At 68.3% G+C, this 26877-nt stretch carries 21 protein-coding genes and 2 pseudogenes; 17 read left to right on the forward strand and 6 right to left on the reverse strand.

All coding sequences use genetic code 11. From position 1 onward, the window contains the following. Nucleotides 1-132 precede the first annotated feature (132 nt). Nucleotides 133-1712: pseudogene (locus FU658_RS10355) on the forward strand (SDR family NAD(P)-dependent oxidoreductase). On the opposite strand, the gene FU658_RS10360 reads toward FU658_RS10355, so the two are convergent. Next, nucleotides 1699-2829, reverse strand: coding sequence for an MBL fold metallo-hydrolase (locus tag FU658_RS10360; RefSeq protein WP_187266053.1), 1131 nt, complete (start codon nucleotides 2827-2829; stop codon nucleotides 1699-1701). The pseudogene FU658_RS10355 and the gene FU658_RS10360 sit on opposite strands and share 14 nt — an antisense overlap. Nucleotides 2830-2878: 49 nt before the next feature. Here FU658_RS10360 and FU658_RS10365 point away from each other — a divergent pair, with 49 nt between their 5' ends. The 6 genes from FU658_RS10365 to FU658_RS10390 all read left to right on the forward strand — a co-directional run bounded on the left by FU658_RS10365 (nucleotide 2879) and on the right by FU658_RS10390 (nucleotide 9542). Further along, the gene (locus FU658_RS10365) at nucleotides 2879-3253 is read left to right on the forward strand and encodes a hypothetical protein (RefSeq protein WP_147892018.1); all 375 of its coding nucleotides are present in this window, start codon (nucleotides 2879-2881) and stop codon (nucleotides 3251-3253) included. Then, a complete protein-coding gene (locus FU658_RS10370) occupies nucleotides 3253-3699 on the forward strand; it encodes an alpha/beta hydrolase (RefSeq protein WP_147892019.1) in 447 nt (148 codons plus the stop codon). The genes FU658_RS10365 and FU658_RS10370 overlap by 1 nt, the downstream gene beginning before the upstream one ends. A 124-nt stretch (nucleotides 3700-3823) precedes the next feature. Next, a complete protein-coding gene (locus FU658_RS10375) occupies nucleotides 3824-6592 on the forward strand; it encodes a type VI secretion system Vgr family protein (protein ID WP_147892020.1) in 2769 nt (922 codons plus the stop codon). Beyond that, nucleotides 6589-7761, forward strand: coding sequence for an N-acetylmuramidase domain-containing protein (locus FU658_RS10380; protein WP_147892021.1), 1173 nt, complete (start codon nucleotides 6589-6591; stop codon nucleotides 7759-7761). Before FU658_RS10375 ends, FU658_RS10380 begins: the two co-directional genes overlap by 4 nt. Continuing rightward, on the forward strand, nucleotides 7754-8287 hold the full coding sequence (locus tag FU658_RS10385; protein WP_147892022.1) for a hypothetical protein: 534 nt from the start codon (nucleotides 7754-7756) through the stop codon (nucleotides 8285-8287). Before FU658_RS10380 ends, FU658_RS10385 begins: the two co-directional genes overlap by 8 nt. Nucleotides 8288-8549: 262 nt before the next feature. Then, nucleotides 8550-9542 (forward strand): hypothetical protein, encoded by a 993-nt coding sequence (locus FU658_RS10390; protein WP_147892023.1) that lies wholly within the window; start codon nucleotides 8550-8552, stop codon nucleotides 9540-9542. A gap of 68 nt (nucleotides 9543-9610) precedes the next feature. Here FU658_RS10390 and FU658_RS10395 read toward each other — a convergent pair whose 3' ends face one another. Both FU658_RS10395 and FU658_RS10400 read right to left on the reverse strand, forming a co-directional pair. Beyond that, nucleotides 9611-10147, reverse strand: a complete 537-nt coding sequence (locus tag FU658_RS10395; protein ID WP_147892024.1) for a phosphoglycerate mutase family protein — start codon at nucleotides 10145-10147, stop codon at nucleotides 9611-9613. A gap of 77 nt (nucleotides 10148-10224) precedes the next feature. Beyond that, a complete protein-coding gene (locus FU658_RS10400; protein WP_147892025.1) occupies nucleotides 10225-12045 on the reverse strand; it encodes a S8 family peptidase in 1821 nt (606 codons plus the stop codon). Nucleotides 12046-12457: 412 nt separating this feature from the next. Here FU658_RS10400 and FU658_RS10405 point away from each other — a divergent pair, with 412 nt between their 5' ends. After that, the gene (locus FU658_RS10405) at nucleotides 12458-13426 is read left to right on the forward strand and encodes a LysR substrate-binding domain-containing protein (RefSeq protein WP_147892026.1); all 969 of its coding nucleotides are present in this window, start codon (nucleotides 12458-12460) and stop codon (nucleotides 13424-13426) included. A gap of 52 nt (nucleotides 13427-13478) precedes the next feature. Then, nucleotides 13479-14237 (forward strand): extensin-like domain-containing protein, encoded by a 759-nt coding sequence (locus tag FU658_RS10410; protein WP_147892027.1) that lies wholly within the window; start codon nucleotides 13479-13481, stop codon nucleotides 14235-14237. Between the two features lie 49 nt (nucleotides 14238-14286). On the opposite strand, the gene FU658_RS10415 is transcribed toward FU658_RS10410, so the two are convergent. After that, the gene (locus tag FU658_RS10415; RefSeq protein ID WP_187266054.1) at nucleotides 14287-14682 is read right to left on the reverse strand and encodes an ExbD/TolR family protein; all 396 of its coding nucleotides are present in this window, start codon (nucleotides 14680-14682) and stop codon (nucleotides 14287-14289) included. 152 nt (nucleotides 14683-14834) lie between these two features. Between FU658_RS10415 and FU658_RS10420 the strand changes: the two genes are divergently transcribed. The 5 genes and pseudogenes from FU658_RS10420 to FU658_RS10440 all read left to right on the forward strand — a co-directional run bounded on the left by FU658_RS10420 (nucleotide 14835) and on the right by FU658_RS10440 (nucleotide 20655). After that, complete coding sequence (locus FU658_RS10420) at nucleotides 14835-15416, forward strand: hypothetical protein (protein WP_147892029.1); 582 nt, start codon at nucleotides 14835-14837, stop codon at nucleotides 15414-15416. A gap of 102 nt (nucleotides 15417-15518) precedes the next feature. Further along, nucleotides 15519-18115, forward strand: a pseudogene (gene acnD, locus FU658_RS10425) (Fe/S-dependent 2-methylisocitrate dehydratase AcnD). 1 nt (nucleotide 18116) lies between these two features. Further along, nucleotides 18117-19298 carry a 2-methylaconitate cis-trans isomerase PrpF gene (gene prpF / locus FU658_RS10430; protein ID WP_147892030.1) on the forward strand — a complete coding sequence of 394 codons (1182 nt, stop codon included), beginning with the start codon at nucleotides 18117-18119 and terminating at the stop codon, nucleotides 19296-19298. A 53-nt stretch (nucleotides 19299-19351) separates the two neighbouring features. Next, entirely contained in the window at nucleotides 19352-20176 is an 825-nt protein-coding gene (locus tag FU658_RS10435; RefSeq protein WP_147892031.1) for a hypothetical protein, read from the forward strand. After that, complete coding sequence (locus tag FU658_RS10440) at nucleotides 20173-20655, forward strand: pilin (protein ID WP_147892032.1); 483 nt, start codon at nucleotides 20173-20175, stop codon at nucleotides 20653-20655. Before FU658_RS10435 ends, FU658_RS10440 begins: the two co-directional genes overlap by 4 nt. Before the next feature lie 39 nt (nucleotides 20656-20694). Here FU658_RS10440 and FU658_RS10445 read toward each other — a convergent pair whose 3' ends face one another. Continuing rightward, nucleotides 20695-21171 carry a YqhA family protein gene (locus FU658_RS10445; RefSeq protein ID WP_222708417.1) on the reverse strand — a complete coding sequence of 159 codons (477 nt, stop codon included), beginning with the start codon at nucleotides 21169-21171 and terminating at the stop codon, nucleotides 20695-20697. Nucleotides 21172-21283: 112 nt separating this feature from the next. Next, nucleotides 21284-22324 carry a sensor domain-containing diguanylate cyclase gene (locus FU658_RS15675; protein WP_147892034.1) on the reverse strand — a complete coding sequence of 347 codons (1041 nt, stop codon included), beginning with the start codon at nucleotides 22322-22324 and terminating at the stop codon, nucleotides 21284-21286. Between the two features lie 231 nt (nucleotides 22325-22555). Here FU658_RS15675 and FU658_RS10455 point away from each other — a divergent pair, with 231 nt between their 5' ends. Genes FU658_RS10455 through lnt form a run of 3 tightly spaced genes read left to right on the forward strand, consistent with a single transcriptional unit; the run spans nucleotide 22556 to nucleotide 26849 of the window. After that, complete coding sequence (locus tag FU658_RS10455) at nucleotides 22556-23647, forward strand: SGNH/GDSL hydrolase family protein (protein ID WP_147892035.1); 1092 nt, start codon at nucleotides 22556-22558, stop codon at nucleotides 23645-23647. Between the two features lie 19 nt (nucleotides 23648-23666). Beyond that, nucleotides 23667-24350: a hypothetical protein gene (locus FU658_RS10460; protein WP_222708418.1), complete on the forward strand. Its 684-nt coding sequence runs from the start codon at nucleotides 23667-23669 to the stop codon at nucleotides 24348-24350. A 6-nt stretch (nucleotides 24351-24356) separates the two neighbouring features. Further along, on the forward strand, nucleotides 24357-26849 hold the full coding sequence (lnt, locus tag FU658_RS10465) for an apolipoprotein N-acyltransferase (RefSeq protein ID WP_147892036.1): 2493 nt from the start codon (nucleotides 24357-24359) through the stop codon (nucleotides 26847-26849). Nucleotides 26850-26877 lie beyond the last annotated feature (28 nt).

Genomic DNA, 26877 nt, shown 5'->3' on the forward strand with positions numbered 1-26877 from the left:
ACCATCGCGCCCAGCGCGTGCCGCCAAGGTACTGCGCCGTCTCGCCGTGGATCCCGCCGGCGATGCGCTTTCGCCGTCATCCCGGACCTGCCCGTGCACACTTCCCCCGTCGCCCCGTCCAGCCAGGACGCGATCACCGATTCCGCCCGCGTGGAAGCTGCGCTGGCCCTGCTTGAAGCGATCGCCGCGGACCGCAGCGTCCTCGACGCCCTTCCCGAGGCGGATCGAAAGCGCCTGCACCTGGCGGTGGCCCGCGTGCACCACCCGGATCCGAAGGCGAACCGCCGCAAGCTCAAGCAGCTCCAGCGCGAGGCGCATGCCGAGAAGGTCAAGCGCACCGAAGCGCTGCTCGACCAGACCGGCATCCGCACGCTGCGGCGCAAGCCGGTGTTCAGCACGCCGAACTACTTCCCGCCGCATCCGCCGGGCGGCGAGAACGTGCTCGAGCATGCCGGCGCAGCCGACGAAAGCCGTGTCGCGGGCGTGCCCGGTGCGGGCGACACGCTGGGCGCCTCGCCGGAAGTGCTGCACTGCTACGTGTGCAAGGTGAAGTACACCCAGGTTCACCACTTCTACGACCAGATGTGCCCGGCCTGCGCGCAGTTCAACTTCCAAAAGCGCACGGAGACCGCCGACCTGACCGGCCGCGTCGCGCTGCTCACCGGTGGCCGCGTCAAGATCGGCTACCAGGCCGGCCTGAAGTTGCTGCGCGCCGGTTGCGCGCTGATCGTCACCACGCGCTTCCCGCGCGACTCCGCCGCCCGCTACGCCGAGGAGCCGGATTTCGCCGAGTGGGGCCATCGCCTGGAGGTGTTCGGCCTGGACCTGCGCCACACGCCCAGCGTCGAGGCCTTCTGCAGCCACCTGCTGGCCACGCGCGAGCGCCTGGATTTCATCATCAACAACGCCTGCCAGACCGTGCGCCGTCCGCCCGAGTTCTACGCGCACATGATGGAGGGCGAGACCGGGTCGATCGATGACGCCCCCGAGGCGATCCGCCGCCTGGTCGGGAACTACGAAGGCCTGCGCAGCCATGACCTGCTGCCGGAGGCGAAGCGCAGCGTGCTGCAGGTCGGCAACGACAAGGCACTGGCCGGTGCCGACGGCCTGACCCGCGCCGCCGAGCTGTCGCAGGTGCCGCTGCTGGCCGAGGAACTGCTGGGCCAGAAGCACCTGTTCCCGGAGGGCCGCCTGGACCAGGACCTGCAGCAGTCGACCTGCGCGACCGCAATTCCTGGCGCCTGCAGCTGGCCGAAGTGCCTTCGGTGGAGTTGCTTGAAGTGCAGCTGGTGAATGCTGTCGCGCCCTTCATCCTCAACGCGCGCCTGAAGCCGCTGATGCTGCGCACCCCGGGTGCCGACAAGCACATCGTCAACGTGTCGGCGATGGAGGGGCAGTTCTACCGAAGCTTCAAGACCACCCGGCACCCGCACACCAACATGGCCAAGGCCGCGCTGAACATGATGACGCGCACCTCGGCGGCCGACTACCACGGCGACGGCATCCACATGAACAGCGTCGACACCGGCTGGGTGACCGACGAGGATCCCGCCGACCTGGCCGCGAAGAAGGTCGAGCAGGAGCGCTTCCACCCGCCGCTGGACATCGTCGACGGCGCCGCGCGGATCGTCGACCCGATCATCGACGGCATCAACACCGGCACGCACGTGTGGGGGCAGTTCCTGAAGGACTACCGGCCTACCGACTGGTGAGTCGGTGGATGGGCCACGGCGTCGTGGCCCATCCACTATTCGCGGTCGCGCAAGTCCGGCAGCGGGAGGCGGACCGGTTCGAGGTCGTCTTCGTCCTCATCCTCCTCCGGTTCGTCGGGCAGGCCGACGAACGGATCGGCCGCGACGAACACCCGCGCAGCCTCAGCTCAACACCGTCACGCAGCTTGAGTGCGTAGAGCGACTCCATCGCCGGTTTGTGGTCCTGGTACAGCCGCGGCGCGGGCTGCAAGCGGTCGTCCAGGCGCAGGAACAGGTTGTCCCAGTGGGTCAGCACCACCCGCCGGGCACCGACCGCGGCCACCACCTCGTCCCAGTACGCCTCGCGATACGACGCGCCCTGCGTGCCCAGGTCGCCGATGCTCAGGTAGACGACATCGGCCTGGTGGTCGGCCAGGTTGCCCGGCAGGAAACCGGCGCTGGAATGCACCAGCACCCGCCGCCCCTCGTGCTCCACCAGCATCGAGTAGACCGTGCCGGTGCGGAAGCGCGTCGCGTGGGACGGGGACTTGAGCGGCTCGGTGATGACCCCCGGGGCCCTGTCGCCGGGGGCATGCAGCGATTCGATGAAGGTCAGGCGGAATCGGCCCAGCGCGATCGTCTCGCCGTCCTCGATCAACTGGATCTGCCGCTCTGGCAGCGGGTGGCCGCGGGCGACGTTGGTGACCGACTCGCTGCCGATGACCCGGGCCTCGGTGAGTTCCGCCACGCTCGAGGCATCCATCGCATGGTCGTAGTGCGCGTGCAGCGGGATCACCGCCTCGAGGCGCTCCACGCCGAGGCGCTCGAGGACCCGTGCGATCTCCTCGATGTCGGGCTCCAGCGGTGAAAGCACCACTTCGCTGAAGGACGGGCGACTGAAGAAGCCGTCGGTGAGGAAGGCGGTCTCGCCGTCGTCGAACAGCAGCGTGGTCGCACCCAGGAACGTGATCCGAAGGCGCGACGGGTCGGCCAGGACGAGGCCGGCGTCGCTCTCCGGGAAGGGGACGGTGTGCACGTCGAGCGAGGGCACGTCGGCGAGGCGTTGCCCCGCCCACAGGGCCACGCTGATCGCCACGGCGACCACCACCACGGCACCGATGATGAGGAACCTTCGCATCCACATGTTCTAGCATGGCCGGGAGGGAAGCTGGGAGCGGAGGTTTTCGATGGCGCGGGCGCTGGTTGGACTGCTGGGTGTGGTCGCTTTGGGCTACGGGCTCTACCTGGCCCTGCTGTGGACCCAGCAGCGCAGCATGATGTTTCCCGGTGCCGGGTTCTCCCGGGCGGCCGATGCCGCGCTGCCCGCGCGCGCCCGGCGGGTCCCGCTGGAGACGCCCTTCGGGGCGGTCGAGGCGGTGTTCATCGCCGCGCCTCCGGGGGCGCCGGCGCTGGCCACCCTGATCTACTTCCATGGCAACGCGGAATCCGTGGGACAAAACGTCGGCTTCTTCGCGGACATTTCCGACGACGGATTCCATGTCCTCCTGACCGGCTATCCCGGCTACGCGGGCAATGACGGCCGCCCACGCGCGAGACGCTGATGCAGGTGGCGCGCGCTGGCCACGACTGGCTGCAGCAGCATCCCGAGGTGGACCCGAAACGGATCATCGCGGTGGGCCGCTCGGTCGGCAGCGGCCCGGCCACCGAGCTGGCGGCCGAGCGCGAGCTTCCGGCGCTGGTGCTGATGTCGCCCTTCACCTCGGTGGCCGCGTTCGCCCGGCAGTTCGGTGCGCCGGGGTTCCTGGTGCGCGACCGTTTCGACAATCTCACGCTGGTGGAGGAGTTTTCCGGGCCGGTGCTGGTCTTTCACGGACGCCGCGACACGATCATTCCCTACACGCACGGAAGCACCCTGGCCGAGCAGGCAGCGCAGGGCACCCTCGTCACGCTGGAGTGCGGCCACAACGATTGCCCCTACTTCGACGCGGATTTCCGCGGCCGGCTGGTGGATTTCGCCCGGTCCGCGCTTCCCGGGCGCCACGACTGATCCGTGACCCGGCGGGGGCGCTGCGGTCTTGGCGAGTTGAAAATGTTCCGGCCCGGTGCAAGCATGTCCGCGCCCCAACGGATTGGTGGCGCTCCCCGACGCAACACCTTTTGGAAGCACGACCATGGATGCGGTCACCGCCAAGGCCTGGATGGGCCTGATTTCCCAGCGCAGCCGGCTGCTGCAGATCGACACCCCCCTGCCCGACGCCCTCCAGGTGGAACGCCTGCGCGGGCGCGAGGCCGTGTGCGAGGGCTTCCGCTTCGAGGTCGACTGCATCTCCGCCTCGGCCTTCCTCGACCTGCGCGAGCTGCTGGGGCGCGAAGTCGGCCTGCGCCTGGCGCGCCCGACCGGCCAGCCGCTGCACTGGCACGGGCTGGTCACGCAGGCACGGCGCACCGGCGCGGACGGTGGACTGGCGCGATACCGGCTGGTGCTCGAGCCCTGGCTGGCCCTGCTGGCGCATCGCCGCAATGCGCTGGTGTTCCAGGACTGCGACGCCCGCGCCGTGCTCGAGCGGGTGTTCGCCGACTACCCGCAGGCCAACGTGCGCTTCGACCTGTCGCTGCCACTGCCCACGCGAGCGATCCGAACGCAGTTTCGCGAGACCGACCTGGAGTTCGTGCAGCGGGTGATGGCCGAGGACGGCCTGTCCTGGTACATCGAGCACGCCGCCGAAGAAGCGCATGGCCGGCAGGTGCGGCACCGCCTGGTCGTGTTCGACGCGCAGGCGCAGTGCGCGGATGCAGACCCCGCCGCGGTGCGCTTCCACCGGGTCGATGCCACCGAAGCCAGCGACGCGATCACCCTGTTCAGCCGGCAGTTCGCGGTGGTGCCCGACAGCGCCACGGTGGCCAGCTGGGCGTGCGACCGGCTCGAGGCAGCGTCGGCCACCGAGGGGCGCGGTCCAAGCGAATCCCCGGGATGGGACGTGTTCGATGGCGCCGGCGCCAGGCGCTTCGATGGTGACGAGGACGCGGCCCGCTGCGCGCGCGCGCGCCTGGGAGCGCTGCAACTGCCCGGCGAGCTTTATGCCGGCGAGGGCAGTGTTCGCGGCCTGGCGGCGGGCGTGGGGTTCACGCTGTTGCAGCACCAGGGCCTCGGCGGGAAACGCTACCGGCCCCTGGTCGTGGAGCACGAAGCGGCCAACAACCTGGGTGCGCGAATCGCGACCCTGCTGCAGGCCACCGACATCGAACGCGGCACCTATCGCAACCGCTTCGTCTGCGCCCCGGCCGAGCTCGCCCCATTGCCCCTGCCGCGCGTGCGGCCCACGGCGCCTGGGCCGCAGACCGCACGCGTGGTGGGTCATGCCGACCAGGCCATCACCAGCCAACGCGACCACCAGGTGCGCATCCAGTTTCCGTGGCAGCGCGGCAAGGCCCCGCTGGCCGGTGGCCTGGAGGACGCGGCCAGCAGCGCCACCCCGGAAGGCCATGCCCCGGGGGACCAGCGCAGCGGCACCTGGGTGCGGGTGGCCGAAGCGGTCGCCGGCCCGAACTGGGGCACCCACTTCCTGCCCCGCATCGGCAGCGAAGTGCTGGTGGAGTTCGAGCACGGAGACATCGACCGCCCGGTCATCGTCGGCCAGTTGTACAACGCGGACATCAAGCTCCCGTTTGCCGCAGGGCAGGGCAGCTCCGCCAACCATGCCGGCGTGCTCAGCGGCCTACGGACCGAAGGCCTGGACGGCGGCCATCCGCAGCAGTGGGTGGTCGACGACACCGACGGCCAGTTGCGCCAGCGCATCGAGACCACGCTGACCGACACCTGCCTCGAGCTGGGACACCTGATCGACCAGTCCGGCACCCGGCGAGGCGACTGCCGCGGTAGCGGGTTCGAACTCAGAAGTCGCGGCTGGGGGCGAATGCACGCCGCCGGCGGCTTGCTGCTATCCACCACGGCCCGGGAGGGCGCGCGATCCGTGCAGATGGACACGCGCGACGCGCAGGGCCAGCTCCGGGCGGCCGGCTCCACATCGGCCAATGTCGCCGACGCCGCCACCGCCCGCGGCGTTCCCGCGACGGCGGCGAACGCTGCGATCGAGACCCTGCTCGATCACCTCGACCCCGACGCCGGTGCCGCGTACGAGGGTCCGGTGGGCGGCCAGCCCTCTGGAAAGCCTGCGCCGGGTACAAGGGATCCGGACGCACCGACGGAGCGCTTCGCCCAGCCACAGCTGCTGCTGGAAGCCCCCAGCGACATCGCCCTGACCAGTGCCGGAACGATGGCGCTGCACGCCAGCGAGCACATCAGCCTGACGTGCCAGGACGACCTGCATCTCGCGGCCGCCCACACCATCGCCCTGGCCACCGGCGAAAGCGCCGGACTCAGCGCCCATGCCGGGCCCCTGCGCCTGGTTGCCGCCGACGGGCCGGTGAGCCTGCACGCGCATACGGATGCCCTGGAACTCCTGGCCGACGACAGCGTGACGATCAGCTCGACCGACGACAGCGTAGAGGTGCTTGCGAAGCAGCGTATCGAGCTGCGGGTGGGGAACAGTGCGATCACGCTGTCCGGTGGCAACGTCACATTCGCGTGCAGTGGGCGGTTCACCGCCAAAGGGGCAATGCATCCGTTTTCTGGAGGGGCAAGCGCAACACCGACGTTGTCAACGCTGCCATTCGAAAAGTTCAACCCGCCTGCAAGGTATAGCCAGCAGGTGATTGTTCCCGGGCCACTCCCCCATCCGTTCGCGATTTCCGCCCGCGCCGCAGTGGACTTTCAGATCGCACGGACTGGAGCACTGGCGTTCCCGGCCTCGAACGTCAGCGTGGGAGATCGAGTCTTCACCTGCCAGAGCGAAACAGACGTTTCGATCTGGGTCAGTGAAGGAGATTGGGAGTTTCATGAAACGGTCGCGGTGGAGTCTCACTTGGAGACGAAGGCATGAGTGTCGCAACGAAGCCGTCGCAGTACGTCGTTGCGGCGGGAGACACTCTGGGCGCGATCGCACGGCGCTTTGGCTACAGCGTTGATGAGCTCGTAGTGGCAAACGAAATACCAGATCCGGACCGAATCGCAGTCGGACAAATGTTGCAGTTGCCCCTTGAGGAGAAAGGTGAACTCGGTAGGGCCGAGGAGGGCGGCACGCAAGGAAGTCTTCGGATTCTTTTCGTAGACAAGTTGCTGAGGGCCATCTCTGGTTTGGAATTTGTTCTGGAGAGCAACCGGGGCGTGATTCTCGAAGGGATCACGAATGCTGATGGGCTCAGTGAGAGTGTCAGCGAGCTAAGGGTCGGGGAGGAACTCTCGCTGCTGGTAAAAAGGGCTCGTGGGGGTTTCAAGAAGGTGATTTCCACCACCTTCGGAGGTGGCGAACGCATCCTGACGGCGTACAGCCCGGCTCTGCTCGTGAAGTCCAGGACCGAGGCCCACGAAGGAATTCCCGGCAACGACCGGTCTGCCGAAGGTCACCCCCTAATCAGGATTGATGCAGGTGAAGTCGCTCTCGACTTTCTGGACTTCGACTCAGGCGAGAGGATCGAAGAGTCGGACTATGAGGTTGCCGCTTCGCTCTTGGGGTGCGAGGTCGCCGCCATCAAGGCGGTGGCTCAAGCCGAAACCGGCGCAATGGGAAGCTTCTTTCAATTGCGGGGCTGGGATTCCGTGCCTGCGATCCTCTATGAGCGCCACTACTTTCACAGGCTCACGAGTGGAGCCTTTGATGCGTCCCATCCCGACATTTCCGACCGTCGTGCCGGGGCAGGTGGCACGTGGAGCGACCAATATCGGAAACTTCTGAGAGCGTACGCGCTGAGTGAGGAAGCTGCTCTGAAGTCAGCTTCGTGGACCAAGTTCCAAATCATGGGGGCGAACCATGTCGCCGCGGGATTCGAATCAGTCAGGGAGATGGTGCGTGCCGCCAGCGTGTCGGAAAAATTTCATCTCCGGATGTTCGTCTCGTTCATTTCTTCGGACGCGGTATTGCAGAGGTCACTGGTTGGAAAAGATTGGCTAGCCTTTGCCCGCCGTTATAACGGGCCAGCGCAGCGCGGGTACGACCTACGGATGAGAGAAAACTATGAGAACTTTCGCCGAAATGGCGCGCGCAATGATTGAGATGCTCGTGCTGACGACCGCACTTGTCCATGCAGAGGAAGTGCCCACGCAACCAGCTTTCACGTGCGATAGCCCCGGCGCCACTCTTCAATTCTCTTGCGTAGGAATCGAGGGGGAGCGCATAGCTTTCTGTGAGAGTCCCGGCGAAGCGAGCGAACGGCAAGAGCATCGTTTGGAACTCGTTGCTGCCGATGGCTCGGCCTCTCGGAGTCTAGGTTTGAGTTCGTCAGTGGCACCGTTCCGGTTCAACCACTACTCGCGATTTCAAACCGAGTATTTAGAGATTTCGGCCCGAACAGATCACGCCGAGTACCGCGTCTACAAGCACTACCTCGGCGAGTTCGGGGACGAGAAACCTTCGTATGGCCTGTTGATCACGGATATCAAATCGGGAACTGAGCAACGGTTCGAGTGCGCAAAAGAAGTCTTTGATGATCTCTCGGTCCTGCCCGATGTTCTCGAGTGTGACCGAGAGAACGCGCTTGGATGTGGCGCCTTCGAAGACCAGACAATCGATCGGAACTAGGATGGAGTCAGAATCCAACAGGCGCTTGGCTAATTGTTGCGCATGCACGCTTCCTGATCTGCCGTGCGGGCGTCGGGCTGACCAAGTCTCATGAGTCGGCAAATGTCGTACCCGCAATGCCTTCTCTGGCCTTGCCAGTCGATTTTTTCGTTGAAGTACTCATACAGTGGCTTACTCAGGGATTCGGAGCGGTGGTGCGGGTAAAGGAACGCACTCGTGACCCCGGTGCCGAGGTTTGCAGCGTACTGAGACAGGGGGAAACATGTGGGATTTTGAGATCGGCAAGATCATGGGCCTCATGCTGCGCACGCTGCCGTTCCTGGTGCTGCGCGTGCTGGTGTACTTCGGCATCCTGGTCGCCTATGTCCTGGGCATCGCCATCGGAGGCGGCCTGGGCTACATGGTGGGCAGCATCGGTGGGGGTGCGGGCTCGGGTGGCGGCGTGGGCGCGTTGATCGGTTTCGCGCTGGTGTCGGGCGTCCTGTACTGGGCCCGCGAGTACCTGCTGTACATGGTCAAGGCGGCACACCTGGCGGTGCTGGTGGAGCTGCTCGACGGCAAGCCGATTCCGGACGGGAAGGGCCAGCTGCAGCACGGTGCAGCGGTGATCCGCGAGCGCTTCATCGAGTCCTCGGTGCTGTTCGCCGTGGATCGCCTCATCAAGGTGGTGCTGCGCGCGTTCAACCGGACCGTCACGCGGGTCACCAACTTCCTGCCCATTCCGGGCCTGCAGGGCGTCACGCAGTTCGCGTTGGCGGTCGTGAACATGTCCCTGACCTACGTCGACGAGGCGATCCTGGCGCACAACATCCGCAATCGCATCGACAACCCGTGGGCGGGTGCGCGTGACGGCATGGTGCTCTACGCGCAGAACTACCGGAACCTGATCAAGAACGCGCTGTGGTTGACGCTGGTGGTGTGGGCGCTGACCTTCGTGATCTTCCTCGTGGTGCTCGCACCCGTCGCGCTCGTCGTGGCGTTCTTCCCGACCATCGGCGGGGTCTGGGCGCTGGTGCTGGCGGCGCTGGCTGCCTGGAGCCTCAAGGCGGCGTTGATCGACCCGTTCGCCACCACGGCCCTGGTGCAGGCGTACTTCAAGGCCACCGACGGACAGGAGCCCAATCCGGAATGGGCCGGGAAGCTGGAATCGGCGTCGGGCAAGTTCCGCGAGATCGGCGCGAAGGCCCAGTCCTACGTCTCGCGGCCGGCCCAGCCGACCGGGGCTGCCGCTTCCGCCCCAACCAGCGCGTCGTGAATCCTGCGGGCCTCTTCGCCCGGGTGGATGCCCGGGCGCGGGGCCGGGAACGGCCCGACAGCGGGTGACTATTGCCGGGCGGGCAACAGCCGCGTCCCGCCCTCGGCGTCCACGACAATGACGAACAGGTTCTCGTAGTCGCCCTCGTCGATCTCTTCCCGCACTACGCCGGTGAGCGCCTCGACGATCATCGGCAGGGTGTTGCTGTGGCCAACGACCAGGACCGAACCACCGGAATGCTGGCGCCGGATCCGGTCGGCCAGCGCACGCGCGGCGGCGCCATGGCCTTCCTCGTTGGGCCAGAACACGCGCGGCTCCAGCCCCAGGTGCGCCGCCAGCGGTTTCGCGGTCAGCGCCGTGCGCTGCAGGGAAGTGACGTAGATCGTGTCGATGCCCGCGTGCTCGAGCCGGCCCACCAGGGCCCGGGCGCGACGCTCCCCGGCTTCGCTCAGCGCCGGGTCCGGCCCCGGCTCGTCCAGCTTTTCCGCATGCCGCACCAGCACCACCAGGGTGTCGGCGGCGTGCGCGGGCGGCATCGGGGCCAGGGCCAGCATCAGGGCCAGGGCGGAAATCATCGGCAGGAAAAAACGCGGGTTGGTCTTCATCCGCGAAGCTTACAAAAGGTGAGCCCCGGCACAAGGCCGGGGCTCGGAGGGCACATCCTCAACCTACAGGGGGAGGTTCAGGGCGTGCGCAACCACAGGTCATAGCTGCCGCTGCCCGAGTAGGACAGCACGCGCCAGTAGTAGAAGCCGGAGGTGCCGTTGTAGCTGATGTCCTCGTTGGAGTCCGGCGAGGTGGCCTGCGCCACGCGGACCCACCTCGAACCACTCCAGCGATACAGCTCCAGGTCGAAGTCGGCGTTGGACGGGCCACGCAGCCAGCCCTGGTGCGTGCCGGCGCCGGACTGGTAGTACGTGCCGTTCGGCTGCACCTGGGCGTTGCCGGTGCCGCTGAGCGAGCCGCTGTACTTGGTGCAGTTCGTGCACGGTGCCGCAGTGCCTTCGGTGAAGCTGCCCTGCAGCGTGACGTTGGAGTAGCTGGAGTAGCCGCGCACCATGATGTGGTAGGTGCCGGCCTGCGGGCTGGCGAAGGTGCAGGTCTCGTTGTTGCCGTTGAGGTACGGACGGCAGTCGTAGGCCGAGGTGGTCGGCTGCGAACCGCGGCGCACGTACAGGTCGGCATCACCCGAGCCACCACTGATCGAGATCACCAGGTTGCTGGCGCCCGAGGGCACGTTGATCGTGTAGCGCCGCTCGGAGCCCGCGGCACCCGACAGGCCACCGACCGGCACGCCATTTTGCAGCTCGCTCGGGCTCGGATCCGGGTCGGGGCCACCGCCACCGCCATCGAAGCGCGAGTACAGCAGGCGGTTCGGCGAACCCGACCCGATGCTGCTCAGCTTGTTGGTGCTGGCGTTGTTGTAGATCGCCGACTCGACCTGGGCCGGGCTGGCCGACGGATTGTCCGCCAGGAACAGCGCAGCCACGCCGGCCACGTGCGGGGCCGCCATCGAGGTGCCGCTGATGGAGTTCGTGGCCGTGTTGGAGGTGTGCCATGCCGACGTGATCGACGAGCCCGGTGCAAAGATGTTCACGCAGTTGCCGAAGTTCGAGAAACCCGAGCGCGCGTCGTTGCTGGCGGTGGAGCCCACGGTGATCGCCGAGCTCGCGCGGGCCGGCGAGTAGTTGCAGGCGTTCGCGTTGTCGTTGCCTGCGGCCACGACGACGGTGACGCCGGCATTGCGCATGCGGGTCACGGCATCATCGGTGGCGGTGGACGCGCCGCCACCCAGGCTCATGTTCGCCACGGCCGGCTTGACGTGGTTGCTGGCCACCCAGTCCATGCCGGCGATCACGCCAGCATTGGTGCCCGAGCCGTTGCAGCCCAGCACGCGGATCGGCACGATGCGCGCGGCCTTCGCCACGCCCCAGGTGTTGCCGGCGACGGTGCCGGCCACGTGCGTGCCGTGGCCATTGCAGTCATCGGAGCCGCGGCCATCGTTGATCGCGGTGTAACCGCTGAGCACGCGACCACCGAAATCGTTGTGCGTCGGACGCACGCCGGTATCGATGATGTAGGTGTAGACGTTGCTGGCGGTGGTGTCGTAGATGTAGGTGCCGTTGAGGGGGCGGTCGCGCTGGTCGATGCGGTCCAGGCCCCACGTGGCGTTGTTCTGGGTGGCCTTGATGCTGACCACGCCGTCTTCCTCGATGTAGGCGACCCGGTCGTCCATCATCAGCTGTGCCAGCGCCCGGTCGTCGGCGCGCACCACGAAGCCGCGCAGCACGTTCTGGTAGCTCATCGTCACCTGCACGCCATGCTCGGCGCCCATCTGGCGCGCCATGTCGCGCACGAACGGCACGCGGCGGTTGCCCTGCGTGGTGGTTTCGTCGGCCAGCAGCGCCACGTCGTCCTTCAGGACCACGATGTACTGCCCGTCGACGGGCTGCTTGGCGAAGTGGAGTTCGGCCTGGGCGGCCGCAGTGGTGGTCGCACACATGACGACGGCACCAATGGCCGCCGCCAACACTTGCGTGGTGGGTTTCATCCGCGTTGTCTCCCCGAAAAATTCGAAAGAAAAACAGCCAATGGGCCCCGCGCCGGTCCATGCCGGAGCTATCAACCCGTTGGATGGGCCGGCGAATCCGGCCCGACCCACAGACTCGCGGAAGCTGCCCCAGCGAGTCCAATGCGGAAAGCGAATGAGTGTATTCAAGGGCCTTCCCGCGATCTGGAATCAGCGGCATTCGACCAAAGTTGAAATCGGCCCCGAAGTGGTGCAACTTCAAATCTTTGGGGAGCACGCGGAGTACCTCGGGCCGGGCGGAAGCCGCGCGGTCGGGACCGCGTGTGGTCCGGGGCTGGCGCCAATCCGGTGCAGTTGCGCCCAAGCGCAGGGAGGGACCCTGATCATGACGCTGACAGAATTCCGCTGTCTGGTGGCCATCGTCGACGCCGGCCTGAACATCAGCGCCGCCGCCGCGGCGATGCATGCCTCGCAGCCCTCGCTTTCGCGCCACCTCAAGCAGATCGAGCTCACGCTCGGCTTCCAGATCTTCACCCGCCACGGCCGCCAGCTGATCGGCATCACGCCCGCGGGCGAGCGGGTCATAGAAAGCGCTCGCCGCATCGTCGGTGAAGTGGAGGGCCTGCGCAGCTACGCCGCCAACCAGCGCGGCGACATCAGCGGCGACCTGCACATCACCGCACCCGAGACCTATGCCCGCCACGTGCTGCCGGCGGTGCTGGCGAAGCTGGTCGAGCGCTACCCGGACCTCAGCGTGCGGCTGCACCCGGTCGGCGAGGGCGAGCCGATCCGGTCCGTCGACAAGAACAGTGCCGACCTGGTGCTGCTGAGCACCGCCGGCGACCACGTGCCCGAGGGCGTGGCCGTGCCGCTGTTCCGCTGGCGGCGCGTGGTGCTGGTGCCGATCGGCCACGAGCTGGCGAACCACCGCGACGGCGTGGACCTGGCGACGATGGCGAAATGGCCGCTGGTGACCTACGAGTCCTCGCGCCGACCGCATTCCACCTTGTGCGAGGTCATGGAGGCGCAGGGCCTGGAGCCGCACTTTTCCTGCTCCGCCCAGGACGCCGGCCTGATCAAGGCGTATGTGCGCGCGGGCCTGGGCGTGGGCCTGGTGGCCGAGCTGGCGGTCACCCAGGGCGACCACGAAAACTTCGTCGTCCTGCCGGCGGATCCGGCCATCCCCGACTGCACCGCGTGGGCGATCCTTCCCGAGGGCCGGGTGTTGCGTGACCCGGCGGTGGAACTGATCCGGCTGCTGGCGCCGCAGCTGGATGCGATCGACATCCGCCGGGCGTCGGAAGGCATGCAGCCCGAAGCCTGGGATACCCCGGAAACCTACGACATCGACTGAGCGCCAGGGGCGGAATCACGCCGCGTTAAGTGCCCGTGCCTAGGCTGGGTGCATGTCTTCGTCGACGTCCATCCTGCGTCCGTGGTTGTTGTTCGTGCTGCTGGCGCTGCTTGTCTGGTACCTGCTGCGTGCCGGCGTGCTGGTTGTTCCGGACCGCCACAACCCCTGGGCCCCACTGCAGATCGACGACACGCCGAACTGGCTGACCGGCTTCAAGCTCGACCGCGCCACGCGCGATCCCGACCTGTGCATGGACACGCTGGCGCAGTCGCCGATGCGCTACGTGGACCTGCCCGACCGGGAAACCGGACCGGGTTGTGGCTTCACGAACGCCGTGCGCATCGAACGCACCAGCGTGGCGGTCGGCGAGCCGTTCTCGCTGAGTTGCCGCACCGCGCTGTCGCTGGCGATGTGGGAAGCCCATGAACTCCAGGCCGCCGCCGAGGAACACCTGGGTGCGCGCGTGCGGGCGATCGAGCACTTCGGCTCCTACGCCTGCCGCAATGTCTACGGCCGCGAGACCGGCCGCCGCAGCCAGCACGCCACCGCCGATGCACTCGACATCGCCGGCTTCGTGCTCGATGACGGAAGGCGGGTGCGCGTGGTGCGCGACTGGCAACGGGTGCCGAGACTGCGCGCGGCGCCGGACACGGGCCCTGCCGACGAGGCGCCCTCGCCTGAAGCCCTGTTCCTGGACGACGTGCACCGCGGCGCCTGCCGCTACTTCGACGCGGTGCTCGGGCCGGAATACAACCAGGCCCACGCCGACCACTTCCATTTCGATCGCGGCGGCTTTCGCGCCTGTCGCTGAGGTCGCGCTCCCGAGAGCCCATGGCCTCCGGGAGCGCCGATGGCCGTGCTTACCGGTTCCCGACGAAGCCGATGCGCTCCATGCCCGCGTTGCGCGCCACCGCCAGGGCCGAGGCCATGGACTGGTAGTGCGCATCGGGATGGATGTCGACGTGCAGCAGGGGCTGCGCCTGCCCGGTCGCCTCGCTCAGGTTCACCGCCGCCACGAACGCCTGCTGCAGTGCACGTTCGCTCGTGGGCACGCCATCCAGGCGCCACTGGCCCCCGCCATCGATCATCAGCCGCATCGGATGGGGCTCGACCAGCGCCGGCGGCGGCGGGCCCTGTTGTGGCAGCGTCAGCGACACCGCGCCGGTCACCGCCGGCACCGTCACCATGAAGATGATCAACAGCACCAGCAACACGTCGATCAGCGGAACCACGTTCATCTCGGATTTGCTCGCCATCGGTTCAACGCCCTGGTAGGCCATGGTCTGCACTCCCTGTCGATCCGGGCCGGGTGCCCGACTTCGTTATCCCACCCCGGGCAGCCTCCGGCAACGCCTTGTCGAACGTGCCGAGGTGGGCTTTACTTGTCGGAGTGCACGCACTGTCTTCCATGCTGGGACGCGGCACCGCCGCCGTGCTGCTGGTGTTGCTGGCGTTGCTGGCCGCAGGCTGCAGCGCGCGGCTCGTTCCGCCGCAACAGCCGCCACCCGAACCGCGCCAGGTGGTGCTGCTCGAACATGGCCGCCACGCCAGCCTGGTGTTGTTCGACGCCGAACAGGTGCCTTGGCGCTTCGCCTACGGCGATCGCCGCTGGTATCTGGAGAACATCCGTGGCCCTGGCCCTGCGGCGAGCGCCCTGTTTAGTGACTCACCAGCGGTGCTGGGGCGCCGCGCGCTGGACTCGCCGGACCCGGCGCACTGGCAGGCCCAGGTGGGCAGCCTGATCACCGCCACGGTGCCCTTCCAGGTCGACGCCGGGCGCGTCGATGCGCTGCTCGACACGCTGCACGGCGTGTTCGCGTCCGCCGGGGACGTGGTGCCGGCACCGCACTTGGGGCTGGAGGTGACCGCCCACCCGCAGCCCTACCGGCTTGGCCACAACTCCAATCACGTCGTCGCACAGTGGCTGCAGGCGCTGGATGTGCAGGTGCAGGGCAACCCCGCCATCGGGCGCTGGCGGACCCAACACTGAGCCCGCGGGTGCGTCGCACCCGGGCATCGCCGATAATGGTGGGCCAACCTGCGACGCGATGCGCTGCATCGCGTCCGCCTGCACCCACGGGACGCCGTCATCATGAACACCGCTCACCGCAAGCCATTGCCCGGCACCGACCTGGACTACTTCGACGCGCGCGAGGCCGTCGACGCGATCAAGCCCGGCGCCTTCGCACAGCTGCCCTACACCTCGCGCGTGCTGGCCGAGAACCTGGTGCGCCGCTGCGACCCGGTGATGTTGAACGACGCGCTGGGCCAGCTCATCGAGCGCAAGCGCGACATCGACTTCCCGTGGTTCCCGGCGCGCGTGGTGTGCCACGACATCCTCGGCCAGACCGCGCTGGTGGACCTGGCCGGCCTGCGCGACGCGATCGCCGAGAAGGGTGGCGACCCGGCCCAGGTGAACCCGGTGGTGCCGGTGCAGCTCATCGTCGACCACTCGCTGGCGGTGGAGTGCGGCGGCTACATGCCCGAGGCATTCGAGAAGAACCGCGCCATCGAGGACCGTCGCAACGAGGACCGCTTCCACTTCATCGACTGGACGAAGAAGGCGTTCCGCAATGTCGACGTGATCCCGCCGGGCAACGGGATCATGCACCAGATCAACCTGGAGCGGATGTCGCCGGTGATCGGCCAGACCGATGGCGTGGCCTATCCCGACACCTGCGTCGGCACCGACAGCCACACCCCCCACGTGGATGCGCTGGGCGTCATCGCGATCGGCGTCGGCGGGCTGGAGGCCGAGAACGTCATGCTCGGCCGCGCCTCGTGGATGCGCGTGCCCGAAACCGTCGGCGTTGAGCTGACCGGCAAGCCCGGCCCCGGCATCACCGCCACCGACATCGTGCTGGCGCTGACCGAGTTCCTGCGCCGCTCCAAGGTGGTCGGCGCCTGGCTGGAGTTCCATGGCGAGGGCGCCGAGGCGCTCAGCGTGGGCGACCGCGCGACGATCTCGAACATGGCGCCGGAGTACGGTGCCACCGCGGCGATGTTCTTCATCGACCAGCAGACCATCGACTACCTGCGCCTGACCGGCCGCAGCGACGAGCAGATCGCGCTGGTGGAGAGCTACGCGAAGCAGGCCGGCCTGTGGGGCGACCAGCTCAAGGACGCGAAGTACGAGCGCGACCTGAGCTTCGACCTGTCCGCGATCGGCCGCACGATGGCCGGCCCGTCGAACCCGCATGCACGCCTGAACACCAGCGACCTGGCCGAGCGCGGCATCGCCGGCGCCTGGGACGACGTGCCGGGCCAGATGCCCGACGGCGCGGTCATCATCGCCGCGATCACCAGCTGCACGAACACGTCGAACCCGCGCAACGTCATCTCCGCCGGCCTGCTGGCGCGCAACGCGAACCGTGCCGGCCTCACCCGCCGCCCGTGGGTGAAGAGCTCGCTGGCGCCGGGTTCCAAGGCGGTGCAGCTGTACCTGGAGGATTCGGGCCTGGAGAAGGAACTGGAGAAGCTCGGCTTCGGCATCGTCGGCTTCGCCTGCACCACCTGCAACGGCATGAGCGGCGCGCTGGACCCGGAGATCCAGAAGGAGATCCTCGACCGCGACCTGTACACGGTCGCGGTGCTGTCGGGCAACCGCAATTTCGACGGCCGCATCCACCCGCACGCCAAGCAGGCCTTCCTCGCCTCGCCGGCGCTGGTGGTGGCCTACGCGATCGCCGGCACCATCCGCTTCGACATCGAGAAGGACGTGCTGGGCCTGGACCACGACGGCAATCCGGTCACGCTCAAGGACCTGTGGCCCAGCGACGAGGAGATCGACGCCATCGTCAAGGCCAGCGTGAAGCCCGAACAGTTCCGCAAGGTCTACGACCCGATGTTCAAGGTGGTCGTGGAGCACGGCGAGAAGGTCAGCCCGCTGTACGACTGGCGCCCGCAGAGCACCTACATCCGTCGACCGCCGTACTGGGAAGGCGCACTGGCCGGCGGCGGCACGCTCAAGGGCATGCGCCCGCTGGCGATCCTGGGCGACAACATCACCACCGACCACCTGTCGCCATCCAATGCGATCCAGGCCACCAGCGCCGCCGGCGAGTACCTCACCTCGATGGGCGTGCCCGAGGAGGACTACAACTCCTACGCCACCCACCGCGGCGACCACCTCACCGCGCAGCGCGCCACCTTCGCCAACCCGAAGCTGTTCAACGAGATGGTCCACGACGAGGCCGGCAAGGTGAAGCAGGGATCGCTGGCACGTCTCGAACCCGAGGGCCGGGTCATGCGCATGTGGGATGCGATCGAGACGTACATGGAGCGCAAGCAGCCGCTGATCATCATCGCCGGCGCCGACTACGGCCAGGGCAGCTCGCGCGACTGGGCCGCCAAGGGCGTGCGCCTGGCCGGTGTGGAGGCGATCGCGCCGAGGGCTTCGAGCGCATCCACCGCACCAACCTGCTGGGCATGGGCGTGCTGCCGCTGGAGTTCGAGCCGGGCACCACGCGCAAGACGCTGGAGCTCGATGGCACCGAAACCTACGACGTGGTCGGCGAGCCCACTCCGGGCGCGATGTTGACGCTGGTGGTGAACCGCGCCAGCGGCGAGCGCATCGAGGTGCCGGTGAAGTGCCGCCTCGACACGGGCGAGGAGGTGTCGATCTACGAGGCCGGCGGTGTGCTGCAGCGCTTCGCGCAGGATTTCCTCGAAGCGGAGAAGGCGGCCTGACATGAGCCACGCACCGCAACTGCGCATTCCCGCCACCTACATGCGTGGCGGCACCTCCAAGGGGGTGTTCTTCCGCCTGGACGACCTGCCCGAGGCCGCCCGCGTGCCCGGCCCGGCGCGCGACGCGCTGCTGATGCGCGTCATCGGCAGCCCCGACCCGTACGGCAAGCACACCGACGGCATGGGCGGTGCCACCTCCAGCACCAGCAAGTGCGTGATCATCGGCAAGGGCACGAAACCCGGCCACGACGTCGACTACCTCTACGGCCAGGTGTCGATCGACACCGCGTTCGTCGACTGGAGCGGCAACTGCGGCAACCTCAGCACCGCGGTCGGCCCGTTCGCCATCGCCAACGGCTTCATCGACCCGGCGCGGTTGCCGAAGGACGGCATGTTCGAAGTGCGCGTATGGCAGGCCAACATCGGCAAGACCATCGTCGTGCACGTGCCGATCGCCAATGGCGAAGTGCAGGAGATGGGCGACTTCGAGCTCGACGGCGTCACCTTCCCGGCCGCCGAGATCGTGCTGGAGTTCATCGACCCCGCCGATGACGACGCCGAAGGCGGGGCGATGTTCCCGACCGGCAACGTGCTCGACACGCTCGACGTGCCCGGCCTCGGGAAGATCGAGGCGACGCTGATCAATGCCGGCATTCCGACCATCTTCGTGCGCGCCGAGGCGCTGGGCTTCGACGGCACCGAGCTGCAGGAGGCGGTCAACGGCAATGGCCAGGCCCTGGCCACGCTGGAAGCCCTGCGCGCCCATGGTGCGCTGCGCATGGGGCTGATCGACAGCCTCGCCGGCGCGGCCAACCGGCAGCACACGCCGAAGGTGGCCTGGGTGGCGAAGCCCAAGGTGTATGCCGCCTCCAGTGGCAAGCGCATCGAGGCCGGCGACGTGGACCTGCTGGTGCGTGCGATGTCGATGGGCAAGCTGCACCACGCGATGATGGGCACGGCTGCCGTCGCCATCGCCACAGCGGCCGCGGTGCCCGGCACGGTGGTCAGTGAAGCCGCCGGTGGCGGCGAGCGCGAGGCGGTCACCTTCGGACATCCGTCGGGCACGCTGCGCGTGGGGGCCCAGGCCGAGCAGGTCGATGGCCGCTGGGTGGTGCGCAAGGCCGCCATGAGCCGCAGCGCGCGGGTGCTGATGGAAGGCGTGGTGCGGGTGCCGTCGACGTGAGCGACCGGCGAAGGTAACGTGTCGACCCTTGGGGGAATCACAAGGGAGACGGCATGACCTGGGCGCGCTTCCATGCCAGTTGCCGGCGTCACATCAACCAGGCCGGCAGTCGCATCGACGACACGCTGGCGTTCTACCAGTCCGGCGCCTCTTCGGAGCTTTTCGGCCCGCCGCCGGACGCACGGGCCCTGCCCAGCCGGGTCATGGCGCATCTGGCGCGCATGCCTGACGGGGCGGCGCGCGAGCAGGCCCTGGGCACCTACGCGGGGATCGATTTCGACGCACTCGCGCCCGAGCCCCTGGGCGTCAAGCGCGTGGTGGTCTACCTGGCCTTGCTGGCGGTGGTATGCGTCTTGATGGTCGGCATCATCGGGATGTTCGTGATGCCGCAGATGGCGAGTCATTTCGAAGGCGTCGGCATGGACCTGGGTCACGGCCTGTTGGCCTGGCACGGCTTCATACCCCTGATGCTCGTGGTCATCATCCTCGTGTGCTCGGTGGTCGTGCTGCAGGCCGTTGCACTGGATCGGCTGGTGCAGTTCCGTTTCGGCGACGGCCGCCGCGGCCTGCTGTGGGTGCTGCTGCCACCGTCACTGCGGCGGCGCTACGGCCTCCTCGAGGGCGTGATCTGCGCCCCCTTCCCGGACCTGCAGGACCCGGCCGCGCGCCGCGAACTGCAGGCCATGCAGGGGCAGGGGCTGCGCTGGTCCGATGAGCTTCCGGGCCTGGCCCGGGTGCAGTCGATGCTGCTGGTCAAGTCGGCCGACCGCCAGGCGCGATGGCTGCTGGCCATCATGGGGACCGTGGTCGCGGTGTGCATCTCCTATTTCGTGCTTGGCGTCTATACACCGATATTCCGGATGGGGAGTGGTCTATGAAGCGTTCGTCGGGTTTCACCCTGATCGAGCTGATGATCGTGGTGACGATCATCGGCATCCTCGCGGGCATCGCCCTGCCGGCCTACCAGGTGTACGTGCAGCGCGCCGAGGTGGCCGAGGCGATCTCGCTGGGCGACTTCGCACGCACGCATGTCGAGGAGTTCTACCGCGACCGCCGCAGCTTTCCGGCCAACAACGAGGAAGCCGGGATCCCGCCGCCGGACAAGCTGATCGGCAACCGCATCACCAGCGTGGAAGTGGTCGATGGTGCCGTGCACGTCACGCTGGGCTTCAAGGCGTCGGCCTCCCTGAGCGGCAAGGTGCTCAGCTTCCGTCCGGCCACCGTGACCGGCAGCCCGGCCAGTCCGATGGCCTGGCTGTGCGGGCTCGACGAGCCCGTGTCCGGCATGCAGGCGGCGGGCAGCAACCGCACCGACCTGGAGCCGCAGTCGCTGCCGTCGAGTTGCCGCGCGCGTTGAGCTTCGGCCCGGGGCGGAAGGGTGGCGCCTACATCCCCACTAGTGCTTCATGTGCCGCCACGCATGCACCGATGCGAGGATCACCACGCCCACCGCCAGCCCGAAGTACAGGCTTTCCAGCGTGGCCCCGACCTCCACGGCATGCTCCAGGAAGAGGATGACGAGGATCACGACGGCCACCTGCACCAGCGTGATCTTCAAATCATGGAAGCTGGAGATCTCCAGCGCACCCAGGAACGTGCTGTCCTCGCAGGTGCGGGGCCGGATGAAGAGCCGGTACAGGCTGACCGCGATGATCTGGAACGTGATGGCGATCAGCAGCAGGTCGAGGATCTTGAGCAGTTTCACCGCCAGGGCCTTGCCGGCGTCGGCCGTCGTCGGCACCGCCTGGAGGAAATCCGCGCCGACGTTGAAGATGATGATCAGCGACGCGCAATAAAGCAGTGCCGCCGACAACGCCGAGGTGAACACCGCCACGATGACCAGGAAGCGGCTGCTCTTGAAAATGTTTTCCACTGTTCCCGGTCCCCTCGGCAACGCCGCGCCCGTGGCGTGGTGAGCGCCACCCCTGGTGTCCGGCAAGACAATACCAGCGTTTCCCGCTCCCCCGTGTGGAGCTGGAAAAACCTCAGGCCCGGGCCCTGCGCTCCCGCTTGCGCGCGTACATCGCTGCATCGGCCTCGGCCAGCAACGCGTCGCGGTCGCCGCCCGGCGGGCAGGGCACCACGCCCACGCTGGCGCCGGGGTAGTGGAAGCGCACCTGGCCCAGCACGTAGTCCCCGGCGATCAGGGACTCGATGCGCTCGCGCAGGGCGTCCGCCGCCGGGACCTCCGGGTCGTGCGCACCCGCGGTCAAAACCACGAATTCGTCGCCACCGTGGCGCGCCACCACGTCGCGCTCGCGCAGTCCCTCGCGCAGGCGCAGGGCCACCTCGATCAGGAAGCGGTCGCCGGCATCGTGGCCGTGGGCGTCGTTGATCGCCTTGAACCCGTCCAGGTCGATGAAGGCCATCAGCACCGGCGAGTCGGCATGTCGCGTGGAGGCCACGCAGCGCCCCAGGTGTTCCATCAGCGCCCGGCGGTTGGCCAAGCCGGTCAGCGGGTCGGTCAGCGACTCTTCGCTGAGCTGTGAGTTCTCGCGGCGAAGGTAGCTCAACAGTCGCTCATGCTCGATCTGCCGGCCGATGAGCTTCCCGAACAGGTACAGCAGGCGCCGCGAGCCAACCGGCATGTCGCACTTCGACGCACTCGCCGCGCAAAGCGTGCCGTACAGCTCCTCGTCGCCGATGCGCACCGGCGTGCTGAGGTAGCTCACGATGCCCATCTCGCGCGCCGCCTGCGAGTCACCCCAGCGCTCGGGGACGTCATTGGTGAACTCCCGGCCCTCTTCGATGGCGCGCCGGCACAGCGTGTCCTTCCACGGCACGGTGATGCCTTCGGGAATCTGCATGGCGCCGCGATTGAGCGCGAAGTCCACGCTTTGCGTGCCGGCACGGATGTCGATGGAGGTGAGGTACACCGACTCCATGCCGGTGGCATCGTGCAGCAGCGCCAGCAGCGGCCGCACCAGCGATTCGGTGCTGTCGGCCGAGGACAGGATGTCGGCCAGGTCGCCCAGCGAGGGTGCGCGAAGCGTCGTGGTGCCTCGAGCGGCGTCGGGAGTCTGCATGCGTGGTCCGATCCGTGGGTGGCTGCATTTACCTTCGCGGCTGCGGACGGAAAAGTCCACGCCCTGCTGCACTGCACATTGCTGCGTTCCAGACCATACGGTAGCGTCGGTTCCGCGGCTCACAGGGGAGGGGTGCTCCAGTTCCATGGATTGTCCCAGCCGTGGTTTTCGTCACGACATGCGGGCACCGCGTGGTGCCCGTGGCGTACACCACTTTGGAGGGGACAAGGAATGAACACGCGAACCCGCGGCACCGCCGGGCGGTTGCTGACCGCGCTTGCGCTGGCGGCGCTCGCCGCTCCGGCGGCGGCCAACACGCTCAACCAGAACGTGTCCTGGACCATCGACCGGTCCGGCACCAACACCACCTACCGCGTCGTCGCCTACGGCGACTCGATCTACGCCGGCTACAACGGCTCGATCTCAAGCGCCGCCCTGTATGCGGCGCCCACGGTGGATGCCGAATACCTGTCGGCGCAGTGGAACGCCAACATCCAGAGCGTGCGCCGTGCCCGCTCCGGTGCCGTGGCGCGTGACGTGTACGAAGGCAAGATCGTCGGTGAGCGCTCCTACATGCAGCACAGCTCCACGCGCGCGGTGACCTTCGAGATGTGCGGCAACGACGGCCTGCAGGCCCGCTCGGCCTTCAAGTCGCAGACCGGCACCTGCAACTACAGCGGCATCAACGCCGCGGTGAACTCCTGCCGCACCTACGTCGCCGCGTCGATGGACTACATCAACGCCAATGCACACCCGAACGTGCGCATGAAGGTCATCGCCAACCTGTACTACCCGGGCTACGACGCCGACAACACGCTGAGCTCGTGTACCGACGCCAACACCGGGCAGCGGGTCAACATGCGCGATGTGTTCCTGCCGGCGCTGGCACGGATGAACTACTGGATGTGCGAGTACGCACGCCAGAAGGGCTTCGACTGCGCCGACAGCTTCGCCCAGTACATGGGGCGCGACTACGACAGCAACGGCGACGGCCAGGTCGACTCCGACGCCCTGCGCTACGTGGCGGGCGAAAGCGAGTCCAGCTACGTCACCCGCATCAGCCAGACGCTGCGCTCCACGCTGCGCGATGCGAACTTCAAGCTGACGTCGCCTTCGACCAGCTACGACTACATCCAGTCCGACGACGTGCACCCCACCTACAGCGGGCGCACCGTGCGTGCCGGCATCTGGGGCGGCAGCTCGGGTTCGGTGGCACCGCGCTACACCAGCTTCCCGGGCGGCAAGAGCCCGATCTGGAACCGCCACGGGCACGAGCGCATGGGCTGGGCGTTGTCGGTGTACAACCCGGCCACCCCGAACTGAGCGGCCGGAAGTCCGACGCATGACCGGCACCGGCCCCCAGGGCATCCCGCCGTCCGACCCGGACGGCGGGAGCGTGCGCGTCTTCAAGAAGGCGCGCACGGGCCGTGGCCGGCTGTTGTCGGCGGGGCTGGCGATCGCTGCGGTGGTCGGTATCACCGGCTGGCTGCTGCTTCCCGGCCTCGTCCAGGCGCCGGATGCCGTGGCTGAAGAGCAGGCCGAAGCGTCGGCCGCTCCGCCCAGTGGACTGCCGGCGGCGGCACCGCAACGCGCCCCACGGGCCGTGGCCCCGCGGCCTGTCGAGGACCTGCCGGAGGAGCCCTACGAACTGCCCAGCCTCGACCCGGGCGACATCGCCTACTACATCCGCCCCGGCGACCCCGAGCCCACCGCCGCCGAGCTGATCGAAGCCTTGCACCACGCCGGCATCCGCACCGGCATCGGCGCGTTCAATCCGCCCGGCACCCGCCCGGCGCTGGAAGGCCTTGCCGTGCCGGAGGACTACGAGCTGCCCGAGGGCTACGTGCGGCACTACCAGTCCACCGACGAGGGCGAGGCGATCGAGCCGATCCTGATGTTCTCGCCCGACTACGATTTCTTCGACAGCCTCGGCGAGCCGATCGCCCTTCCTGAAAACCTCGTGGTGCCGCCCGAACTGGCGCCGCCGGGCCTGCCGCTGCGGCAGGTCCGCATCCCGAACGACTAGGCCCCGATGGCTCCAGATATCGACGCGCGCCCCGTGCGGCGCGGCCACACGCACGCCCTCGTGGGCCTCGGCGGAATCCTTGGCAGTGCCGTGCTCCTTGCCCTGTACGCGCGCGGCGGCCACGCCTTGGTGCTGGGCTTCATCGTGCTGGTGCCTTGGCTGCTGGCGCTCGACGCCACGCGCAGTGTCGGTGGCACGCTGCTGAGCGCCTGGCTGATGAGCGTGGCCTTCGCCGTGGCGGTGTTCACCTGGTTCGGCGCCGCCATCGGCGCCTACACCGGCATCGGCGCGCCGCTGGCCACGCTGGCCCTGTACCTGCTGGCGCCACTGCTGCAACCGCAATTGCTGGTGTTCGCGCTGGTGCGCCACCTGGTGGGCCGCCGCCACGGTGCGTTGCTGCGCGCGCTGGCTGGCGCCTCGGCCTGGGTGGCCTGCGAGGCGCTGTGGCCGAAGCTGCTGGGCGACACGCTGGGGCAGGGGCTGGCCCCCTCGCCGGTGCTGCGCCAGTTCGCCGACCTGGGGGGTGCCGCCGGCATCACCTTCGTATTGATCCTGGTGGCCGAGGCCGTGGCCACGGCGATCGCCAGGCGCCGGCGTGGCCTGCCTGCGCTGGCCCAGCCGGTGTTGCTGGCGGCGGCCCTGGTGGTGGGCATGGCCGGCTATGGCTGGGTGCGCCTGTCCACGCTGCATGCGATGCCGGCACCGCAGGCCGAGCCGCTGCGGGTGGCGATGGTCCAGGCCAGCATCACCGACTACGAGGCCCTGCGCGAGGAGATCGGCGCCTACGGCGTGGTGCGGCATGTGCTGGACACGCACTACGCGCTGTCGCAGTCGGCCATCCGCGACCACGGCGCCGACGTGTTGCTGTGGTCGGAAACCGTGTATCCCACCACCTTCGGGCACCCGCGCAGCGAGGCCGGCGCCGAGCTCGATCGCGAGATCCTCGGCTTCGTCGAGGCCAGCGGCGCCGCGCTGGTGTTCGGCACCTACGACCTCGACGCCGCCGGCGAATACAACGCCGCCGCCTTCCTGGAGCCCGGCACCGGCCTGGTCGGCACCTACCGCAAGACCCACCCGTTTCCGTTCACCGAACACGTGCCGGCATGGATGGACGGACCACGGCTGCGGCGCTGGCTGCCCTGGACCGGCAGCTGGCAGCCCGGGGACGGCGCGCGGGTGATGCCGCTGCGCACCGCGGACGGGCGGGAAGTGAACGTGGTGCCGCTGATCTGCCTCGACGACGTGCACCCGGGCCTGGCCATCGACGGCGCCCGGCTGGGTGCGCAGGCCATCATCGGCTTGTCGAACGACTCCTGGTTCTCCGGCCATCCCGACGGCACCCGGCTGCACCTGCAGGTGGCGGTGTTCCGCAGCATCGAGACGCGCCTGCCGCAGCTGCGCGTCACCACCAATGGCCTGAGCGCGATCATCGACGATACCGGCGAAGTGCTGGCGCACACCGGCATTGGCGACCAGGCCGTGCTGACCGGGATGATCGCCGCCCACGACCCGCCGCCTACGCTGATGGTGGCCTGGGGCGACTGGGTCGGGCGCGCGGGCGCGCTGTTCCTGCTGGGCCTGGCCGCACTGGCGGTGGTGCGAGCGCTGATGGGCCGCGCGGCGCCGGCACGACGGGCGGCGGATGCGGACGGCCAGCCCGTGGCCGTCGTGCTGCTGGCGCCACAATGGCGCGCAGCCACCGCCGCGCTGCGCGTCATCGCCGGGCTGGGGCTGCTGTGGCTGGCCGTGGGCATGCTTCGCCATGGCTTCCACGTGCATTCGCTGTCACAGCTGTGGTGGTTTGGAGGCGTCGTCGTGGTGCCGGCGGTGGCGGCCTGGGCCATCCAGTGGGTGGGCGCCGCGCAGGCCCGTGTCGAGAACGGCAAGCTGGTGCTGGACCAGCGCCACCAGCGCATCGAAGTGCCGGTGGCCGGTATCCGTGCCGTCGAACCGTGGCGCCTGCCACTGCCGGGGCCCGGCCTGCAGCTGCAGCTGGCGACCGGCCAGCGCTGGCGTCATGGCATCGCACTGGCGCGGCCGCGGGCTTTGCTCAATGCACTTTCGCGTGCTGGTACCTCCTTCGCGCGGGGCCGCACCGGCGCCGCCGCGACGATGGCCCTGGCCGAGCTGCGCGCGGCGGAGCCCAAGCGCTGGTTCGACCACGCCTGGCTGAAGTTCCTCGTATTTCCCTTGCCCCTGGCGCTGGTGGCGTTCCGCCTGCACCAGTACATCGCGTTCGGCGGGCCGTTCGGCGAGTACCACACCCATGGGCTGCAGGCCTACCTGACCGGCCTGCTGATCTGGTGGGCCTCGTGGTCGCTGGGCATGATGCTGTTCGCGGCGGCGCTGCGGGTGGGCATCGAGGCGCTCACCCTGCCGATGCTACCGGCCCCGCCCGCGCAGGCGGCGGCGTGGCGGGTGGCGCTGGAGTGGCTGGGGCGGCTGGCGTACTTCATCGGCGTGCCGGCCTGGCTGGTGCTCGGCATCCTGCCCGGTTAGCGCTCGGGGTTCCGACTGCGCCGCCCGG

This window comes from Alkalisalibacterium limincola (assembly GCF_008017755.1).
GTDB lineage: Bacteria > Pseudomonadota > Gammaproteobacteria > Xanthomonadales > Xanthomonadaceae > Alkalisalibacterium > Alkalisalibacterium limincola.

Coding starts and splice junctions, on each gene's coding strand:
- FU658_RS10415 (WP_187266054.1), bottom strand. CDS start 14,682: ATGGCGAGCAAATCCGAGATGAACGTGGTTCCGCTGATCGACGTGTTG.
- lnt (WP_147892036.1), top strand. CDS start 24,357: ATGGCTCCAGATATCGACGCGCGCCCCGTGCGGCGCGGCCACACGCAC.
- FU658_RS10390 (WP_147892023.1), top strand. CDS start 8,550: ATGTGGGATTTTGAGATCGGCAAGATCATGGGCCTCATGCTGCGCACG.
- FU658_RS10435 (WP_147892031.1), top strand. CDS start 19,352: ATGACCTGGGCGCGCTTCCATGCCAGTTGCCGGCGTCACATCAACCAG.
- FU658_RS10360 (WP_187266053.1), bottom strand. CDS start 2,829: ATGCGAAGGTTCCTCATCATCGGTGCCGTGGTGGTGGTCGCCGTGGCG.
- FU658_RS10400 (WP_147892025.1), bottom strand. CDS start 12,045: ATGTGTGCGACCACCACTGCGGCCGCCCAGGCCGAACTCCACTTCGCC.
- FU658_RS10410 (WP_147892027.1), top strand. CDS start 13,479: ATGTCTTCGTCGACGTCCATCCTGCGTCCGTGGTTGTTGTTCGTGCTG.
- FU658_RS10405 (WP_147892026.1), top strand. CDS start 12,458: ATGACGCTGACAGAATTCCGCTGTCTGGTGGCCATCGTCGACGCCGGC.
- FU658_RS10440 (WP_147892032.1), top strand. CDS start 20,173: ATGAAGCGTTCGTCGGGTTTCACCCTGATCGAGCTGATGATCGTGGTG.
- FU658_RS10375 (WP_147892020.1), top strand. CDS start 3,824: ATGGATGCGGTCACCGCCAAGGCCTGGATGGGCCTGATTTCCCAGCGC.
- FU658_RS10455 (WP_147892035.1), top strand. CDS start 22,556: ATGAACACGCGAACCCGCGGCACCGCCGGGCGGTTGCTGACCGCGCTT.
- FU658_RS15675 (WP_147892034.1), bottom strand. CDS start 22,324: ATGCAGACTCCCGACGCCGCTCGAGGCACCACGACGCTTCGCGCACCC.
- FU658_RS10365 (WP_147892018.1), top strand. CDS start 2,879: ATGGCGCGGGCGCTGGTTGGACTGCTGGGTGTGGTCGCTTTGGGCTAC.
- prpF (WP_147892030.1), top strand. CDS start 18,117: ATGAGCCACGCACCGCAACTGCGCATTCCCGCCACCTACATGCGTGGC.
- FU658_RS10385 (WP_147892022.1), top strand. CDS start 7,754: ATGATTGAGATGCTCGTGCTGACGACCGCACTTGTCCATGCAGAGGAA.
- FU658_RS10420 (WP_147892029.1), top strand. CDS start 14,835: ATGCTGGGACGCGGCACCGCCGCCGTGCTGCTGGTGTTGCTGGCGTTG.
- FU658_RS10380 (WP_147892021.1), top strand. CDS start 6,589: ATGAGTGTCGCAACGAAGCCGTCGCAGTACGTCGTTGCGGCGGGAGAC.
- FU658_RS10460 (WP_222708418.1), top strand. CDS start 23,667: ATGACCGGCACCGGCCCCCAGGGCATCCCGCCGTCCGACCCGGACGGC.
- FU658_RS10370 (WP_147892019.1), top strand. CDS start 3,253: ATGCAGGTGGCGCGCGCTGGCCACGACTGGCTGCAGCAGCATCCCGAG.
- FU658_RS10395 (WP_147892024.1), bottom strand. CDS start 10,147: ATGAAGACCAACCCGCGTTTTTTCCTGCCGATGATTTCCGCCCTGGCC.